This window comes from Mycoplasmopsis citelli, assembly GCF_900660645.1.
GTDB lineage: Bacteria > Bacillota_I > Bacilli_A > Mycoplasmatales > Metamycoplasmataceae > Mycoplasmopsis > Mycoplasmopsis citelli.
In genome coordinates, this window is the sequence record NZ_LR215036.1 from 371,647 (window position 1) to 389,355 (window position 17,709).

The 17,709-nt window shown below is 27.9% G+C and carries 20 protein-coding genes; 8 read left to right on the forward strand and 12 right to left on the reverse strand.

Annotation, left to right across the window (positions count from 1 at the left end; all coding sequences use genetic code 4):
• Positions 1-10 precede the first annotated feature (10 nt).
• The 6 genes from EXC58_RS01045 to mutM form a co-directional block, all read right to left on the reverse strand.
• Positions 11-853 (reverse strand): MPN527 family putative ECF transporter permease subunit, encoded by an 843-nt coding sequence (locus EXC58_RS01045; RefSeq protein ID WP_129725216.1) that lies wholly within the window; start codon positions 851-853, stop codon positions 11-13.
• A gap of 2 nt (positions 854-855) precedes the next feature.
• A complete protein-coding gene (gene upp / locus EXC58_RS01050; protein ID WP_129725217.1) occupies positions 856-1,482 on the reverse strand; it encodes a uracil phosphoribosyltransferase in 627 nt (208 codons plus the stop codon).
• Between the two features lie 125 nt (positions 1,483-1,607).
• Entirely contained in the window at positions 1,608-2,036 is a 429-nt protein-coding gene (locus tag EXC58_RS01055) for a large conductance mechanosensitive channel protein MscL (RefSeq protein WP_256556330.1), read from the reverse strand.
• A 12-nt stretch (positions 2,037-2,048) separates the two neighbouring features.
• Positions 2,049-2,417 (reverse strand): Smr/MutS family protein, encoded by a 369-nt coding sequence (locus tag EXC58_RS01060; protein ID WP_129725218.1) that lies wholly within the window; start codon positions 2,415-2,417, stop codon positions 2,049-2,051.
• Positions 2,410-2,943: a cysteine hydrolase family protein gene (locus EXC58_RS01065; RefSeq protein ID WP_129725219.1), complete on the reverse strand. Its 534-nt coding sequence runs from the start codon at positions 2,941-2,943 to the stop codon at positions 2,410-2,412. Before EXC58_RS01065 ends, EXC58_RS01060 begins: the two co-directional genes overlap by 8 nt.
• Entirely contained in the window at positions 2,936-3,793 is an 858-nt protein-coding gene (mutM, locus tag EXC58_RS01070) for a DNA-formamidopyrimidine glycosylase (RefSeq protein ID WP_129725220.1), read from the reverse strand. The genes EXC58_RS01065 and mutM overlap by 8 nt, the downstream gene beginning before the upstream one ends.
• Before the next feature lie 171 nt (positions 3,794-3,964).
• On the opposite strand from mutM, the gene EXC58_RS01075 reads away from it, so the two are divergent.
• Positions 3,965-4,396, forward strand: a complete 432-nt coding sequence (locus tag EXC58_RS01075) for a hypothetical protein (protein ID WP_129725221.1) — start codon at positions 3,965-3,967, stop codon at positions 4,394-4,396.
• A gap of 1 nt (position 4,397) precedes the next feature.
• Here the strand turns inward: EXC58_RS01075 and EXC58_RS01080 are convergent, their stop codons facing one another.
• From EXC58_RS01080 to EXC58_RS01095, 4 genes are read right to left on the reverse strand one after another with little or no spacing between them, the layout of a single operon-like run.
• The gene (locus EXC58_RS01080; protein ID WP_129725222.1) at positions 4,398-4,868 is read right to left on the reverse strand and encodes an L-threonylcarbamoyladenylate synthase; all 471 of its coding nucleotides are present in this window, start codon (positions 4,866-4,868) and stop codon (positions 4,398-4,400) included.
• Positions 4,869-4,886: 18 nt separating this feature from the next.
• Positions 4,887-5,495 (reverse strand): hypothetical protein, encoded by a 609-nt coding sequence (locus EXC58_RS01085; RefSeq protein WP_129725223.1) that lies wholly within the window; start codon positions 5,493-5,495, stop codon positions 4,887-4,889.
• Positions 5,485-6,189: a 23S rRNA (guanosine(2251)-2'-O)-methyltransferase RlmB gene (gene rlmB / locus EXC58_RS01090; protein WP_129725224.1), complete on the reverse strand. Its 705-nt coding sequence runs from the start codon at positions 6,187-6,189 to the stop codon at positions 5,485-5,487. The genes EXC58_RS01085 and rlmB overlap by 11 nt, the downstream gene beginning before the upstream one ends.
• The gene (locus EXC58_RS01095; RefSeq protein ID WP_129725225.1) at positions 6,190-7,410 is read right to left on the reverse strand and encodes a class I tRNA ligase family protein; all 1,221 of its coding nucleotides are present in this window, start codon (positions 7,408-7,410) and stop codon (positions 6,190-6,192) included. It abuts the gene before it with no gap.
• Positions 7,411-7,476: 66 nt separating this feature from the next.
• Between EXC58_RS01095 and argS the strand changes: the two genes are divergently transcribed.
• The 7 genes from argS to EXC58_RS01130 all read left to right on the forward strand — a co-directional run bounded on the left by argS (position 7,477) and on the right by EXC58_RS01130 (position 14,809).
• Positions 7,477-9,123, forward strand: a complete 1,647-nt coding sequence (argS, locus tag EXC58_RS01100) for an arginine--tRNA ligase (protein ID WP_129725226.1) — start codon at positions 7,477-7,479, stop codon at positions 9,121-9,123.
• A 90-nt stretch (positions 9,124-9,213) separates the two neighbouring features.
• Complete coding sequence (rpoE, locus tag EXC58_RS01105) at positions 9,214-9,471, forward strand: DNA-directed RNA polymerase subunit delta (protein ID WP_129725227.1); 258 nt, start codon at positions 9,214-9,216, stop codon at positions 9,469-9,471.
• A gap of 28 nt (positions 9,472-9,499) precedes the next feature.
• Complete coding sequence (gene fba, locus EXC58_RS01110; protein ID WP_129725228.1) at positions 9,500-10,366, forward strand: class II fructose-1,6-bisphosphate aldolase; 867 nt, start codon at positions 9,500-9,502, stop codon at positions 10,364-10,366.
• A 234-nt stretch (positions 10,367-10,600) separates the two neighbouring features.
• Positions 10,601-11,038 carry a division/cell wall cluster transcriptional repressor MraZ gene (gene mraZ, locus EXC58_RS01115; RefSeq protein WP_129725229.1) on the forward strand — a complete coding sequence of 146 codons (438 nt, stop codon included), beginning with the start codon at positions 10,601-10,603 and terminating at the stop codon, positions 11,036-11,038.
• On the forward strand, positions 11,031-11,930 hold the full coding sequence (gene rsmH, locus EXC58_RS01120; protein ID WP_129725230.1) for a 16S rRNA (cytosine(1402)-N(4))-methyltransferase RsmH: 900 nt from the start codon (positions 11,031-11,033) through the stop codon (positions 11,928-11,930). The genes mraZ and rsmH overlap by 8 nt, the downstream gene beginning before the upstream one ends.
• 17 nt (positions 11,931-11,947) lie before the next feature.
• The gene (locus tag EXC58_RS01125) at positions 11,948-13,168 is read left to right on the forward strand and encodes an MAG3720 family protein (RefSeq protein ID WP_129725231.1); all 1,221 of its coding nucleotides are present in this window, start codon (positions 11,948-11,950) and stop codon (positions 13,166-13,168) included.
• A gap of 15 nt (positions 13,169-13,183) precedes the next feature.
• On the forward strand, positions 13,184-14,809 hold the full coding sequence (locus tag EXC58_RS01130; protein WP_223211612.1) for a cell division protein FtsZ: 1,626 nt from the start codon (positions 13,184-13,186) through the stop codon (positions 14,807-14,809).
• A 230-nt stretch (positions 14,810-15,039) separates the two neighbouring features.
• Here the strand turns inward: EXC58_RS01130 and EXC58_RS04770 are convergent, their stop codons facing one another.
• Both EXC58_RS04770 and EXC58_RS01140 read right to left on the reverse strand, forming a co-directional pair.
• Positions 15,040-16,173, reverse strand: a complete 1,134-nt coding sequence (locus EXC58_RS04770; RefSeq protein WP_220096553.1) for a hypothetical protein — start codon at positions 16,171-16,173, stop codon at positions 15,040-15,042.
• Between the two features lie 573 nt (positions 16,174-16,746).
• On the reverse strand, positions 16,747-17,604 hold the full coding sequence (locus EXC58_RS01140) for a hypothetical protein (protein ID WP_129725232.1): 858 nt from the start codon (positions 17,602-17,604) through the stop codon (positions 16,747-16,749).
• Between the last annotated feature and the right edge of the window lie 105 nt (positions 17,605-17,709).

Here is a 17,709-nt window from a genome sequence, read left to right on the forward strand (position 1 = left end):
TTATATTTAATTAATAAAAAATATTGTGTTTTTGTTTAATATTGGTAATAAAGCGGGTTTTTCAATCTAAAGATCAAATAATTGTGATAATAACTAAATTTAATGAAAGGTTAATGATATTAAAAACAATATATAAAGTATATGATCCAGCAAAATAATTATTTATTCCAAAAAATAAAAATTTAAGTGTTGTTGGATATGATTTTAAAGTACTTTGAAGTGAAAAAGGAATGTTAAAAAAGGCTTTAAAATAAATTAAATTAATAAAAAAAGTATTAATTGTACTTAAAATTACAGTAGTAATTAAAACAGTGAAAGTAATTGAAAAAGTATAAACAATAATTTGTCGAATTAAGCGATCTTTTTTAGCCTTAGCTAACCCAAATTTATAATTAGTAAATTTAAAAAAGTATTTAAAAGAATAAATTTGTACAAAAACAAAGACTAAATGTAAAATTAATAAATTAAACTGTCCCAAATAGCGAATATCAAAACTTTGTGAAGATGATGTTAATATCGGAGCAATTAAAAAGTTAATAAAAATAATGGCCAAACCATATTTCCATCCAACTAAATAAAAGCCAAATAAAATTGGTATCAGCGAAAAGTTAAATTGTAAAAAATTAAAAACATTAGGAGTAAATTTGCTAATAGTACTAAAAATTAAAGCTAAAGCTAAAATTAAACCACAAGTTGCAATTTTGGAAATATTACGATAATCGTTAATTCCATAATTAATATAATTTTGAGAATTATTTGCTTGAAAGACTTTATCATTTGTTTGGGTAATAAAATTAGCTGGGCAACAGGATTGCTTAAGCTTATTTTTTTGATTTTTATTTTGATTGATCATTACTATTTAGTTCCAAAAATTCGGTCTCCTGCATCACCAAGACCAGGAACAATATATCCTTTATCATTAAGTTTTTTATCTAAGGCTGCAAGATAAATTTTAAAATCTTTCCCAAAATGTTTTTCAACATTTTCTACCCCTTGTTGTACACCAACTAAGCAAACTAATTCCACATTAGTAAATCCATTTTTATAAAGAGTACTAATAGCATCAACAGCTGAATTTCCTGTTGCGAGCATCGGATCAACAACAATGACTTTTGAATCTTTACTTACCTCAGGCATTTTATAAAAATATTCCACTGGTTGTAAAGTTTCTTCATTACGATAAATTCCAATGTGTCCAACTTTTGCTTGAGGCATTAATTTAGTTAAACCATCAACCATTCCTAATCCAGCACGTAAAATTGGAGCAATAACAATTTCTTTATCAAAAGTTTTGCCAACAACTGTTTCATTTAAAGGGGTTACAACTTCAAGATCTTTAGTTTGATAATCACGCATAATTTCATAAACCATCAATGAAGCAATCTCATTTAAATTGTTTTTAAAAACTAAGTGATCAGTTAAAACCGAACGCATTTTAGTGAGTTTTATCTCAATTAAAGGGTGCGAAATTACTTTCAACATAATTCTCCTTAATAATTTAATCTTATTTTATTATTAAATTATAACTTTTAAAGTTAAAAATCTATCTGTTTTTTTATTTTCTAAAAGAACAAAAAATAGTGCAAAAAAAGACCTTAAAAAAGGTCTTATTCTTTTGTTAGATTTTCATTTAAACTTTTAAGTTCAGCTAGAATTAATTCTTCAGTAGTTGGAGCAGGAGTGGAAGCTTTTTGTTCTGGTACAACTGGATTTTTGATTAATAAGCGTTTTTCTTTGATACGAATAACTGAAAAATACACTACTAAAAAGACAAAAATAAATGCTGAAACAACAAGAAAATAAATTAATGCACCAAGAAACTTTCCGTATTTAACTGCTTTTCAAGATAAAGCATCTAAACTATCAGTTTTTCCAACAAGAGAAGCAATTAATCCCATTAAAATATCATTTGCAAAAGATGACACTAGTGATCCGAAGACAGTTCCTAAAATAAAAGCAACTGCCAACATAAAGATATTCCCTTTTTTAAGGTGTCCTTTTGCATCTTTTATTGCTAATTTTAATAATTTCTTCATAAAATAATTATATTATTTTTGATTTTTGAATTCTTCAAAATCTTTTAAAGATTGATCAAAAAGTTCACTAATTTCTTGGGGGTTTGCATCATTTGATTTTGAAAATCAAAAAGAAAATTTTGGTTTTTCAATATAAGCAAAAATTGCTCCATCTTGATTTTGAAGTTCAAAATTAATAAAGTTATCTTCTAATAACTTAATTGTTTGTGCTCTTAAGGCACCGGTACCTTTTCCGGTAATAATTAAAACATTAGTGATTTTAGATTTTTTTAAATCATTAATTAACATTAAGATTATATTCTGTGCATCAATTCATTCATATCCGTGTAAATCAACTTCAGTATGATTATTTTCTCTAAACTTATTAAAAAAGTTAAACAATTTTAACTCCTGCTTGTTGCATTAATTTAAGAGCAAATTCATGATATTGATCTGCATTATGTTCTAAAGAATCATAAGTAGCCACTAAATTGGCATTGACAACAATGTCCTTATCCATGTTAATTTTATTAAAATAAGTTCGCATTGTCAACGCAAGTTGCAAAATACAAATATCAGTACAACATCCCACAATTAAAAACTGATCATATTCGTTTCAAATATTTAAAGCAATTAATTCTCAAAATGCATTGGTAGTATTTTTATAAAATGAATTTTTATCATTAACAAATTCATGTAATTCACTAACAATTTGAGCCTCTTCAGAATTTTTTTGACAATGAAGTGGGTACACACACATTTCTAAATCATTTTCATAATGAGCATCAGAGACAAAAATAACATCGTCTCCTTTTCTTAACTCTTCATAAATTGAAGGAATAATTTTTTTAACATTATCGCTAGATAAAGGTCCAAATTTGGCAAATCCATTTAGCATATCAACAACAATTATGAGTTTTTTATTCATATGGATCTTTCTGACAAACCGGACAATAACTTGTCCCTCTTCCGTTTGGCTTAAAATCTAACTTAACCTTAACAATTTCAGATTTTTTACATTTTAAACACACACTTTTTGCTTTTCCATATACTTTGAGTTCATTTTGAAAAGTTCCAACCACTCCATTAACGGCTTTATACGAGTGAACTGAGCTTCCTCCAGCAACAATGCTTTGATCCATAATTTCTTGAGCTGTTTTAAGTAATTGAGCAAGTTGCTCTTTAGAAATATCTTTGGCTTTAGTCATTGGAAAAATATTGCACTGATATAATGATTCATCTGCATAAATATTTCCAATCCCTAAAATTAATGATTGGTCTAATAAAATGGTTTTGATAGATTTGCTTGATTTTTGTAGTTTTTGATAAAGTTCTTCAACATCAACAAAAGCCGGAAGTTGAGCTAAATTTTTAATTTCATGAATGCTTTTATCATTTAAGGAGGCATCTAAAATTTCAAAACTTCCAAATTTACGAGTATCATTATAAGCTAAAACTACATTATCTTCTAAATAAAAATATAAATAATCATGTTTATAATGATAATTTTCAAGAATTTTTGGATCTCTTAAATAATATTTACCCTCCATTCTTAAATGAGAAAGAAATCTTTTATTATTGCTTAAAGAAAATACTAAAAATTTTCCAACATTGGAAATATCTTCAATTGTTTCTCCTTTAACAAAATTAATAAATTCTTGAGCTGAAGCATTTTTGATAAATTTAGGATCTCAAATTTTAATATCTAAGACCTTTTTACCTTTTACTTCATTTTGTAAGGTTTTTCGAACAACAGTCACTTCTGGATATTCTGGCATAACTTTAATTATAATAATTTATTTAAAAATTACAAAGTAATTGATCTTTTTATGTAAGTAATTTTAATTAGCAGATATAATTAAAGTTAAAATAGCTTGCAAAAATTTTTGCAAGCTTATAGTTAATTGACTAACACATTTAAATTTTAATTATTAAATTAAAGAGATGAAATGAAAAAATTATTAGATTATTTAGCACAGCGTTGAAAGTATGAAGTTAAAACCATTAAATTTTACTTAATAATAGTTTCACATTCAATTTTACTGGGTGTAATTTTGCTTTTAGCTCATTTTAAAGGTTATAATTTTGCACTAAGACAACAGCGAGTTGATGCTTTTATTATTGCTTTTGTCATTGTGTTTTTAGTTAATTTATTTTCAGTAGTTGCTAAGAATAGTTTTTTAAAAAATGCTTTTAAAAGCAAGAATAAATATTCTTACAATAAAAAATCAAAATTAAATCAAAATGATGCAAAAATTGCAGAATTTTTGCGTAATGAACAAGAAAAAGAGACAAATCACACTTATAAAAGTTTTTATGCATTTTGAATTGTTGGTTTTGTAAGTGCTTTAGGAATTTTAATTAGTTACCTAAGTTATTAAACTAATTACGATTGATAATTTCAAAATCTTTATCTAAATTAATTAATGTACTTGGTTTGCCTGAACATAGGCCAAAATCATGCACATTTTTAATTTGTGGAAAAATTTCTTTTGCTTGGTTTATATCAATTGGTTTACTACCTGATAAATTTGCACTTGTAACATACATTGGGCCTTTTTTCTCCAAAAATTGAAGTAATAAGTCATTATTAGGCATTCTAAAACCTTGATTATTAACAATAATACTATAAGCACCGGGTCAATATTTTTGAGCTACTTTTGTTGCTCCAGGAGTTCATTGAGGAAATTTTTGAGCTTGTTCTAATGAAGCTACTAAAATCATAATTTTTTTCTCTCGGGGACGATTTTTAAGCTCATAAAGCAAATTTAAAGTTTCCTCACTAATTGGACCTCCAATTCCAGTGACAGTATCAGTTGAAAAAATATGAATTTGGGAAAATTTGTCTTTCATCTTAGTTCCTATTGTTTTTTAATAATTATCTTTTTGAAATTGTTCAATTTTAAAGTTAATTGAACGAATTATTTTATTTCTTTGATAAGTTGTATAAAAATCAGATTCAGCTGATTGTTGATTTACTAAACTTTCTAGAAACTGATATTCATTATCAGAGGCAATACTTTTAATAAAATCTAAATTATAAATTTTACCATTATCGCTAGTAGCATTATTTACCGTATAATCATAGATAAGCTTTCTTAAATTGCTCATTTTATTTCCTATTTTTACTTCAAAATCAAATTGTCGATTATTAGTTCTATTGATATAGTTAATCATTTTTAATTTAATTGTGTTTCAAAAATAAGCTTGAAAAGGAATATGTAGAAAATCTTTTCAATATTGAACAATTTCTAAAAGAATTGAGTAAATATAATTTTGAACTTCCTCTTCAGAAAGTCCATTATTATGTGAATGTAAGCTTAAAACTTTTCGTGTTAATGAGCGAATTTTATATTTAGCAAATTCATAAATAATGTTTAGAAGATGTGAAGATCTAATTTTTATAAAATTGTGTAAATGAAAATAACTAATAATTTCATCTCGTAAATCTTTTCGATAAATGTAAGACTTAGTCTGCATTTATTTTTGTAGCAAAATCAAAAAGAATAATTCCAGCAGCAACTGAGGCATTTAATGATTGAACACTTCCATATTGTTTAATATAAATGCTCTGATCGCAAACTGAAAGAACGCTTTTTGAAATTCCGCTACCTTCATTGCCAATAATTAAAAGTGCAGGTGTATTGTAATTAACTTGGGAATGAGAAATTGAATCTGGATTTAAGTTTGTTGCGTAAGCTCAAAAACCAGCTTTTTTAAGTTTTGTAATTGTAGCACTAATTGAATTAACTTTATAAAAGGTCATATTAACAAATCCACCACTTGAAATTTTAAGTACAGTTGCATTAATATCACAAGAATTTTCCTTTGGAAAAATAATATCTTTAATTCCGGCAGCATTAGCACTGCGAATAATTGCTCCAAAATTATGTGGATCTTGGATTTTGTCTAAAATTAAAACACCTTTGGGTTGTTTTTTGATTAACTGATTAATATCACCATAATTAATTTCTTTTAAAAAAGCAACAAATCCTTGATGATTTTCTTTTGTGATTGAATTTAGTTTTTGTTGGTCTACAATTTCAATTGCTATTTTTTTATCTTTAAATAAAACAGTGTTTTCTTTTTTGGATAATAATATTTTTAAAATTGGCAAATTGTTGCTATAAGCTTCAATTACTGAGTTTTTCCCACTAATGATAAACTTATTCATTTAGAAAATTCCCTTCTTAATTAAGAGACTTCTGATTTGATCGCTTTGTTGATATTTTTTTTGGGAATTAAGTTGCTCTCACTGTTGATATAAAATTAAGCATTCTTTATAGTCAAAATTTTTGAAATCAAAGTCCATTGAATCGAAAATTTTAATCAATGTTATCGCAAATTGTGGATTTTGATCTGATTTTTTAACAAGATCATGAATTAAACTCATAAATTTAGAAAAATTAAGTTCTAAAATAAAATTCATTGCTTCATTGTATAAAAATTGATCATAAACAATATTTGATATTTGAGATTTAAAAACTCTAAAATAAATTTTTCTAAGTCTATTTATTAATTTTTTAGCATTATTAATTGCATTTTCGTCTAAATTAATAATCCCAGTAATTGAGTTCATAAGTAAAATAAACTTATAAACATCAGCACCATGGGCTTTGATAAAATCTTTAGCTAAAACAACATTATTTAATGATTTAGACATTTTAATTCCATTTAAATTTAGCGTTCCTGTACGAAGTCACTTCTTAGCTATTTGATTTCCGGTTAATGATTGAAATTGGATGTTTTCATTTTCATGATGCGGAAAAGTAAGGTCCATTCCACCTCCATGAATATCAACTCCTTGTGAACCAAAATTTTTATAAATAATCACACAACATTCAGTATGTCATCCTGGACGTCCTTGACCAAAAGAAGATGGATATTTTACTCCAACTGTATTGGTTTTTCATAACGCAAAATCTGCAGGGTGTGCTTTCTGGTATTGATTATCTTCAAAAATCATATGTTCAAGCTTTTGTTTAGAAACTACTCCATAATCTTTTTGGTTTTTGCCAACATTAAATCAAACATTATGTTCTTTATCTACGTATGCATTTTTACTAATGATTAAATTTTTAATAAAATTATCAATATGGTCTAAATTTTCAGTTACATATTCGATTTTAGAAATGGTATTAATGTTTAGTTGTTTTAACAAAAAAAGATATTCATTAGCATATTTAGTTGCGATTTCTTTTTCAGTAACATTTTCTTGGATTGCACGAGCAATAATTTTATCATCAATATCAGTGATATTATGAACAAAATAGAAATTTTTTCCCAAATTTCTTGCAGCTTTTAAAATTAAATCCATCGATAAAATCGGTCTAATATTACCAATATGAACACTATTATAAACTGTTGGGCCGCATACGTAAATTTTATATGACATAAATATAATTATATATGGTTTTGATATGATTTTTTCTTATATAATTAAAAGACTAAAAGGAAAAAGATGACGTTATTTTTAGAAACAAAGGCCAAAATTAATCAAGCATTAACACAATTACAAGATGAAGGTATTTTAAATAAGAATTTAAATATTCAATTACTTGTTTATAATCTTTCATCTCCAAATGTTCCCGATAATTTAAATGAAGATAAAATAAATTATCATTTTGCTACTAATGTAGCTTTTGTTGCTAAACAATATTTTCAAGGATCTCCATTGCAATTAGCAACTAAAATTCAAAATAAATTAGAAGGTGATGAATATTTTTTAAAAGTTGATGTTGCTAATCCAGGTTTTATAAATATTGTAATTAGTAATAAAGTCTTACTCAATCAAGTGTTTAAAATCGCTAAATTAAACCAAAACTATGCAAAAAATCAAGTTAAAAGCCAAAAAATTAATTTAGAGTTTGTTTCAGCAAACCCAACTGGATTTTTACATGTTGGTCATGCTCGTGGAGCTGCTGTAGGCGATTCGCTGGCTCGAATTTTAAAACATGCAGGACACGATGTTGAAAAAGAATATTATATTAATGATGCTGGAAATCAAATTAATATCTTAACTAATTCAACTTCAGTCAGATATCATCAACTTTTTGGAATTGAAATTCCTTTTCCTGAAGAATCATACAAAGGCGAAGATATTATTTGACTTGCTGAAGAAATTAAACGCTTGCACAATGACCAATTCTTGCATAAAACCAGTACAAAAGAATTTAGAAATGTTTGCACTAATTTGCTTTTAAATAAAATCAAAGAAGATTTAGGTCATTTTAACGTAACATTTGATCATTTTTTTAGTGAACAATCACTTTATGATCAAAAATTAATTGATAAAGTTTTAGAAAAACTAGCAGATCATACATACACTAAAGATAATGCTCTTTTCCTAAAAACTGAGCAACTTGGAGATGATAAAAATCGTGTTTTAATTAAACAAGATGGATCATATACATATTTACTTCCAGATATTGCGTATCACTTAACTAAAATTAATAAAGCACAAAAACTTATTAACGTTTGAGGAGCAGATCATTCTGGATATATTGCTCGGATGAAAATTGCACTCCAATATCTTGGTTTTTCGCAGGAAAACATCGAAATATTAGTCGTTCAATTAGTTCGCTTAATTAAAAATGGACAAGAATATAAAATGTCTAAACGAGCTGGAACTAGCGTTTTTTTAAGTGACTTATTAGATGAAAGTTCACCAGATGCAGTTCGTTTTAGCATGATTTCTCGAGAAGTTAATAGTAAATTTGATTTTGATATTAGCTTAGCTAATCAAAAAGATCTGAAAAATCCTGTTTTTATAGTTCAATATGCTCATTCTCGGGCTTGTTCGATTTTAAATAAAGTTAATTTAGAAAACCCTAATAACTTAATGCAAACCTCAATTAAATTACAAAAGTTAATTTTGGAATTAGATAAATTTCCTGAACTAATTAAAACGATTACTTCAACATATAAAGTCAATTTAATGATTCAATATTTAATTGATTTAGCAAAAGCTTTTAACAGTTTTTATTCAGAAACTAAAATTGTTAATTCAGCAGAACAAAACACCCTTGCTTATGTGGTTTTAGCAACTAAAAATACTTTAAAATTAGGTCTTAATTTAATTGGAGTTAGTGCTCCAGAACAAATGTAAAAAGTTTAAAGTACTTGAAAAAACTAGTTTAAAATATTTATAATTTATAATAGAAGAAAAATTAAATGCACTAACCTTGAAAGGAATATTATGAAAACAATGTTAGATATTGCTATTGAAGTAATTTCTCAAGATACTACACAAAAATTTACTTTTGAAGAAATTTTTGAAGTAGTTGAAAATGAACTTCAACAAAGTTGAACTACAAATTTTGTTTCCGAGGATACTCCTTATGAAAAAATAAGAGAGCGTAAAATCGGAGAACTTTACACACTGCTAACTGTTGATCGTCGTTTTGAACGCAATCAAGACGGAACTTGACAAAGTAAAAATATCGAAATTTTCTAAAAAATTAAAAGAAAGGATCAATTAAACTATGCCATTAGTAAATGCATCACAAATGCTAAAAGAAGCAAAAGAAGGAAAATACGCTATTCCCCACATTAACATTAACAACTTAGAGTGAGCTAAAGCAGTGCTTTTAACAGCTCAAGCTGAAAAATCTCCTGTAATTATCGCTACTAGTGAAGGTGCTTTAAAATACATGGGTGGATTTAAAGTTGTTAGCGGAATGCTTAAAGGACTAATTGAAGGTCTTAAAATTGATGTTCCAGTTGCTTTACATCTTGATCATGGATCGTATTCAGGAGTTAAAGAAGCACTTCAAACTGAAGGATTTACTTCAGTAATGTTTGACGGGTCACATTTTCCATTTGAAGAAAATTATCAAAAAACCGCTGAACTTGTGGAAATCGCTAAACAAAAAGGATATTCATTTGAAGCGGAAGTTGGAACTATAGGTGGAGAAGAAGATGGAATTGTTGGAGATGGCGAATTTGCCAATCCAGATGAAGCTAAAAAAATGGCTTCGCTTGGAATTGATGTTCTAGCAGCTGGAATTGGAAATATTCATGGACCATATCCAAAATCTTGAAAATCATTAAGCTTTGAAACATTACAAAAAATTTCTGATGCTGCAAAAATTGGAATTGTTCTTCACGGAGGAAGTGGAATTCCTAAAGAACAAATTAAAAAAGCCATTTCTCTTGGAGTAACTAAAATTAATGTTAATACCGAATTACAACAAGCAAACCACAAAGCAATTAGAGAATTTATTCTTGCAGGTAAAGACTTAGAAGGAAAAAATTTCGATCCTCGTAAACTTTATAAACCTGGATTTGATGCTATGTGTGCTGTTGTAAAAGAAAAAATTCACGAATTTGGCTCAAATAACAAAGCTTAATTTCACTTAATTTATATCACCTCTTTGAAGGTGATATTTTTCTTCTCCATTTTAGTTATAAGATTTTTAACTATTTTTGCAAAAAAATTTTTCATAATTTGAATTTTTTTAAAAATACGGATAATTTCCAGAAATTTTTGCAGATTTTATCCACAAAATACAATTTTTTTTATTTTTTTAAAATAAGTAAATATTAATATTGTAAAATAATGGTGGATAGTGGGGGAAAGTGGTATGTACGGACAACACACTCGAAGCGTTGATGATAAAAACCGTGTTGCTTTACCGGCGGTTTATAAAGAAAACCTTGGAAGCAGTTTTTTTATCACACTTGGGTTTGATAATAACTTCGAACTCAGAAGTGTTGAAAACTTTCGTTTATACACTCAAAAGCTTCAAAGCAAATCGCAATTTAATTCTAAAGTTAGACATCTAACTAGAATTATTATGAGTAATGCTGTTGAGGTTAATCTCGATAAACAAGGTCGAATTTCACTTCCTAAGTTTGTCATTGATAAACTTTCTATCCAAAAAGAAGTTGTTTTTGTTGGAACTGGTTCAATAATTGAACTATGATCAAAAGAAGCATTTGTTGCCTTTGAAAATAATTTTCAAGATGGAGATTTAGCGGCTTTAGCTGAAGAAATCTCAAATATGAAGGACAATGAATAAATTACATTATTCAGTTCTTCTAAGCGAAACAATTTCTCATTTAAAGATTAAACCAAATGGAATTTATGTTGATCTCACATTGGGAATGGGAGGTCATTCAGAAGCCATTTTACAAAAACTATCTAATGGTAAGTTATATGCTTTTGATAAGGACGATTTTGCGATTGAATATTCAAAAAATCGTCTAATTAAAACTTCCTCAAATTTTGAGTTAATTAAAAGTGATTTTCAGAATATAAAATCAGAATTAACTAAAAGGGGAGTAACTGCTGTTGATGGAATTATTGCGGATTTAGGTATTTCTTCGCCTCAGGTCGATAATTCTGAGCGAGGATTTAGTTACAATAAAAATGCTAAATTAGATATGCGCATGGACACTTCTCAAGAGCTTAATGCTTGAGAAGTGGTTAATAACTATAGCGAGGAAAGCTTGGCAAAAATTCTATGAGAATATGCTGATGTAAAACTTTCAAGTAGAGTTGCGAAAGCTATTGTAGAAAATCGGCCAATTAATACTACGCTTGAATTAGTCGAAGTTATTAAAAATGCTTATCCAGCAAAATTGTTAAAACAAAAAAATCCTGCTAAACCCATTTTTCAAGCCATTAGAATTGAAGTTAATAACGAATTAGAATCTTTAAAGACAATGCTTAGCGACGCAACAAGTTTGCTTAAAAATAATTCAGTTCTTGCAATTATAACTTTTCACTCTATTGAGGATAAAATCGTAAAGAATTTCTTTAAAAGTCTCATTGAAGATAAAATTCCAGCAAAGATGCCAATATTTGTACCAAAAGCCTTTGAAGCTAAACAAATAAAGCCATCAAGCAAAGAACTTTTAGAAAATAAACGTTCCAAAAGTGCAAAATTAAGGGTACTATATAAAAAATAATTGTAAGGGGGGTGAAAATGGAAAAATTATTTGGCAATTTCCACATTAGCAAAGAGCAAATTTCCTTTGCTTTAGTTAAGCAAGTAAATGGCAATTACTTGCATTGTGATAAAATCGCTCCTAAAGTTATTTTTCCAACTAATGTTGATGATGTTGAAAACTTCATTATTGATATTAAAAATTCCCTTGATAAAATTTCAAATAAGTACCTTTATGTTAATGTTGTTATTGATGATTCGCAATTAAATGATCTTAATGTTCATTTAATTAAAAACACACTTGAAAGTGATGATATTATTAAATTAGATGATGCTCCAGAGGCAATGGAACAACTAATTTCTCAACAAATTCAGAAGTTAATTCAAACAAATAACTGACAATTAGTTGGAACAAAAGTCACTTATGAATATTTGTTATATAAAGCAAACAATCAAATCAAGGTTTATCATCAATTTCCAAGAGGTAAAAAATTTACCAAAATAATAGCAAAAACTTCTTTTTGTTACCAAACTTATGATGAAAATTACAATAAAATTATTTCTCTTTTTCAAGCTTTACCAAGTGAACAATTTAATGTAATTTTAACAAGTCAAGCTCATTCAGCGAAGCTTAAAAATATATCTGGAGTGAATTTATCAGTTGAAATTAATGATGATTACACTTTACTTAAGTTAGTTTATAATGGAGCAATTATTAGCTATAGAAAATTACTAGTGGGTACTGATAATTTAATTTTTAAAATTGCTTCAAAACAAAAAATAACTCTAAGACAAGCCACAAATAAAGTTAAATATATCATTAATAAAAATGATAATACACAAACTTGAACAGATCAAAATTTAAGTAATGCATACATTTATTTAAAAATCTTTGGTGATTTTTTAGAATTACAAATGAAAAATTTTGTGAATTGAAAATATATTAGTCCCGAAAAACTAAACACTCTTTCTTTTAGTGGCGTATCAGATTGAATGAATAGTTATTTTGAGAAAATGTACTTTTTACCTACAAATTTAGGGTTTATAAATCTTTGAAAACACCAAGGTACTTTACTTAATTATAAACTTCAAAAAATACAAGAACCAATTACTTTAGGAGTTATGAGCTTTTTAGAAAACTTTGTTTTCAAAGAGCATAATACCGTAAATACCATTTCAAGTCACTATGACTTAAAAAATACCAAAAAGCAAAGATTTCTCCTATTTAGGGAATTATTTGCCAATTTTAAATTACTATAATAATAAGGAGAAAATATGTACGACGAATTGCATGCAAAACAAAAGAAAATCGAAAGTGCAAATGTGGAAAATCAAGAAATGATTGACCGTAATACCGCTGGTATTGTCTTAAAAGTTATTGGAGTTGGAGGTGCAGGAAACAACGCAATTCAAATGATGAATAAAGAGCAATTCAAAAATGTTGAATTTATCGTTGCAAATACTGATGCTCAAGCCTTAGCTTCAAATAACTGCAAAAACAAAATTGCTTTAGGTAAAGATAATCGTGGTCTAGGAGCTGGTTCTGATCCTGAAGTTGGAGCAAAAGCAGCCAAAGAAAGTTTATCGGAAATCCAAGAAAAAATCCACGGTGCTGATGTGGTGATTATTGCCGCTGGACTTGGTGGAGGAACTGGAACTGGTGCAGCTCCAATTATTGCTGAAGCAGCTAAAAACAATGGAGCTTTAACTATTGCTATTGTAACTACTCCATTTAAATATGAAGGTCCAAAAAGAAAAAGATATACCAAAGAAGGAATTGAAAATCTTGCTAAAGTTGTGGATTCATTCATCATCTTATCAAATAGCAAATTAGCTGAAAATTATGGTGATATGCCAATTAGTGATACTTTGACACTTTCAAATATTTCGCTTAAAAACATTATTTTAGCAATTCATGACATTCTTTATCGAATTGGAACAATGAACATTGACTATGCTGATGTTAAGAAAATTTTAACTGATGGTGGGCTAACAATGGTTGGAATTGCTGCAGCAACTGGAAAAGATCGTGCTGAAAAAGCAGTAGAAAAAGCTTTTGAACAAAAATTGTATGAAAAACCAATTACAAAAGCCTCAAAAATGATCATCAACATCCAAGCTGATAATAAATCAACTTTAAATGAAATTAGCAGAGCAATTGACAAAGTTTATGAATTGTTCCAAACTACAATTGATAGCGAAGAAGATGGAATTGATACAATTACTGGATATGAAAAAGTAGATCTTAAAGATAATGGTGAGTTATTTAAAGTATCTATTATTGTAACTGGAAGCAATGACGAAAATGCTCGAACCATCTTACAACCAACTATTCAAAATAATGATGCTATTTCATTTGCTCAAGCTCAATTAAATGAGTTTAAACAAGAAACAAAACCGCAAGAATTATCTAAAAATCACGCTGAAGAATTAGTGATTAATAGTTATTCGACTTCTCATCAATGAGATAATGAAGTTGTTTCAAAAAATGAACCAAAATCTTATGTTGAAGAACCTAAATATCATAGTGAACCAAAACAAAGAGAAGTAGTTCATCAAGTGGAATATCAACCATTACAAAAACAATCTCAAGAACAAACTAAAGAATACACTTTCAATAACTACTTTGATGAAGAACCTTCGGACTTAGTTCCTGAAGAACTCCAAAAAATTGAAAATGTTTTTGGTGAAAAAAGACAACCAGAACACTCAATGTATAATCATAGTGAAGAACAAAATCATAAGTTAGTTCATAATGAAAAAACACTTGAATATACAACTGGAGAAACCAAAGAAGTAAACGATTTTCTTAGCTATCCTCAGGTAGGTGACCAAGAAAAAAAGTATCAAGATGAGAAATCTTCAAAAAATTTAAAAAGTAATTCAGATGATTGATACTAAAAAATATCAGTTGATGTCTTAGAAAACTTATTTTAGTATTTTGTAATTTTCTTTTTAAAATTAGATTTCAAGTAAACAAAACTACTCATAAAATGTGTAGTTTTGTTTTTTATGTTTTAAAAGAATAGTTTAAAATAATAAAAACCTCATTTATAAAAAATGAGGTTTTAAACATTTTATTTTATTAACATTGTAGCTTATTTATTTTTAATTACGTTTGTAGCGGTATTCTATGGTTGTGAAGGACCGCTTGATCCTGGGCTATCTGTTGAGGTCGGAGTTCCTGATTCTTCGGACATTGCAGAAGCTGTAGGTTTAGTAGTTTCTCCTTGAGAATTCATCTCCATTTTTTCAGAAGGAGCAGAAGGAATGCTTTGGGCAGATTCTGATGGTTGGCTTTGTGATGATGCATCTCCTGGTGTTGGCAATGCTTGCACTCCACTTGGAGAAGCTGTTTCTGCTGAATTTGTAGAATCTTGAGATCCGCTTTCGCTAGGTTGAGTTACTGTTGCACCTGAATTATCCATTGATGGAGATTGAGAACCACCAGCATTATCATTTGCTTTTTCAGTTTTTCCATCTTGGCTTGCAGAATCCTTAGTGCCTGATGAACTTTGACTACTTTGAGTATCCCCTCCACTTCCTGTACTTTCCATAGAAGGAGCTGGAGAAGACGAAGATTCTTCCGTTGACTTAGGTTGTGGTTGGTCTTGCATTGTTGATTTTTCACCAGAACCTGATTCTTCTGTCTTATTATTTGGTTCAGTTGAACTAGTGGTAGAATCTTTAGAGTCCTTTTCTCCTTCTTGAGACATTGTTGGAGAGTTTACAGTGGATCCATCTGTTCCTTGAGCTGAGTGAGAATCTGTATCAGTTTGACCCGAATCTTTCATCATTTTTTCTTCTTGTGTCATAACATTATCTTTTTGATCATTTGAAGATTCGGGAGCTTTTGTTTCTTGTGAAGAATTTTCACCACTTTCTTCGTGTTTTTCAGGATTTTTGTCTCCAGATGCTTTCATTTCTTCATTAGATTTTGTTTTATCAGTTTCATCTTTTTTAGATGAGCTAACTGATTTAAATTCTGGTTTTGAACCAATTTCAGTAGTTCCGAATCTTGATTGTGGAGAAACTTCTCCTTTTGGTGGTATAGTATTAGAAGTATTATTTGCAGGTGGAGTTGTTGCAGGTGGAGTTGTTGCAGGTGGAGTTGTTGCAGGTGGAGTTGTTGCAGGTGGAGTTGTTGCAGGTGGAGTTTGGTTTTGATCACCTTGAGCTGAATTTGAACAAGATACTGAAGCTATTGAAACAATAGCAGGAGTTGCTAATATAAATAAATGTTTTAATAATCTGTTTCTTTTCATAGTAACAGTATTATATATATATATATATATAAGTGAAATTTTTTCCACATTGTTCCACATTTATTTTTTAATGTATTAAAAAATATTATAAATTAACTAATTACTCCTAAAATTGTGGAATAAAATAACATTTTAATAAGTTATTTTTTGTTTTTTTGTGTCTATATAAAATAAAAATAATATTATAAATTTTAAAATTTTTATAAAAAATTTAATTCTTTGAGCATTTTTTAAGATTTTATTTTTAAAATCAATAAATAAGAAGAGAGAGTTTCCGTTTCTCGTTCTAATTTAGAGAAAATATATTTAATTAGCTAATTATTGAAGCAAAAATTTATCTTATTTATAAGAAATTCATGGGATACTCTATTATTTCGTTTTATTTTGGTATTAGAAAATAATATTCCAGAGATTTAATCTAAAGTCTTCACCGATATTTAAATTATGGATTTCTCATTTTATTATGGAGAAATAACATTTGATAACATAAGTCATCTAAATTTAGCTTTTTGTTGTAAAACTTTTAATTTTCATATCAAATAATTATCTTGATTTTAATAATTCTAAAGTCTATTATTTATTTTTAGTACTTTGAGTGTTGTTAGCAATTGCTTGAGCGTTTAATTTAAAAATAACTTCATTTAATTTTTGATAATCAATCGAAGGTAAGTTTCTATCTGAAGCTTTAATAAAAATGGTATTGTCTTTGCTTTCTATTTCTTTTTCGATATATTTAAGAAGTGCTTCATAAGAAATCGAATCTTTGAATTTTTCTTCTAATTCTGCCACTTGTTTGTATAAATATTTTAAGTTTCAAACATTTAACTTAAATCTTATTTTTTTGTCTATATTATTTGAATCTACAAATTTAGCTTCAGGAGTTATGTATTTTTTAATAGCATCATCATATTGTGTTTTTGTATTTCCTGTTTTGTAAAAAATAAGTTCTTCAAGTTCGTCTTTTAATTTTTTAACATATTTATCTTTAAGTTCTTTTTGCGGATCCACTTTTGGTTGTTGTTCACCTTCTTCCTGCTTTGTTGGATTAGTGTTTTCTTTAGGTTTATCTGTTGGTGTAGTTTCTGCGATTGTTTCTTCAACTTCTTGTGTTTTTTCATTAGGTTTAGAAATTGTACCTTCTGGTGTACCTTCTGGTGTACCTTCTTTTTCAGGTGTTTTATCTCCAGAAGCTACAGGTGGGGTTGCTTCACCTTCAGGATTCGGTTTTTCACCTGTTGATGGTGGGGTTGTTTGTGAACCTTGAGGATTTTTTGGATCTTTATCAGGTTGGTTATCCTGTTTGCCGCCATTCATTACTTCAGGTTTAGGGTCTTGTTTAATTTCTGGTTTAGTACACGAAATTGAAACTACTGTAATAGCTATAGGAGAAGCTAAAAGTAGTAAAGATTTTAATAAATTATTTCTTTTCATAGCAATATTATATATATATATATATATATATATATATAAGCAAAATTTTTTCCACATTGTTCCACATTTATTTTTTAATGTGATAAAAATACTCTATGTAACCTA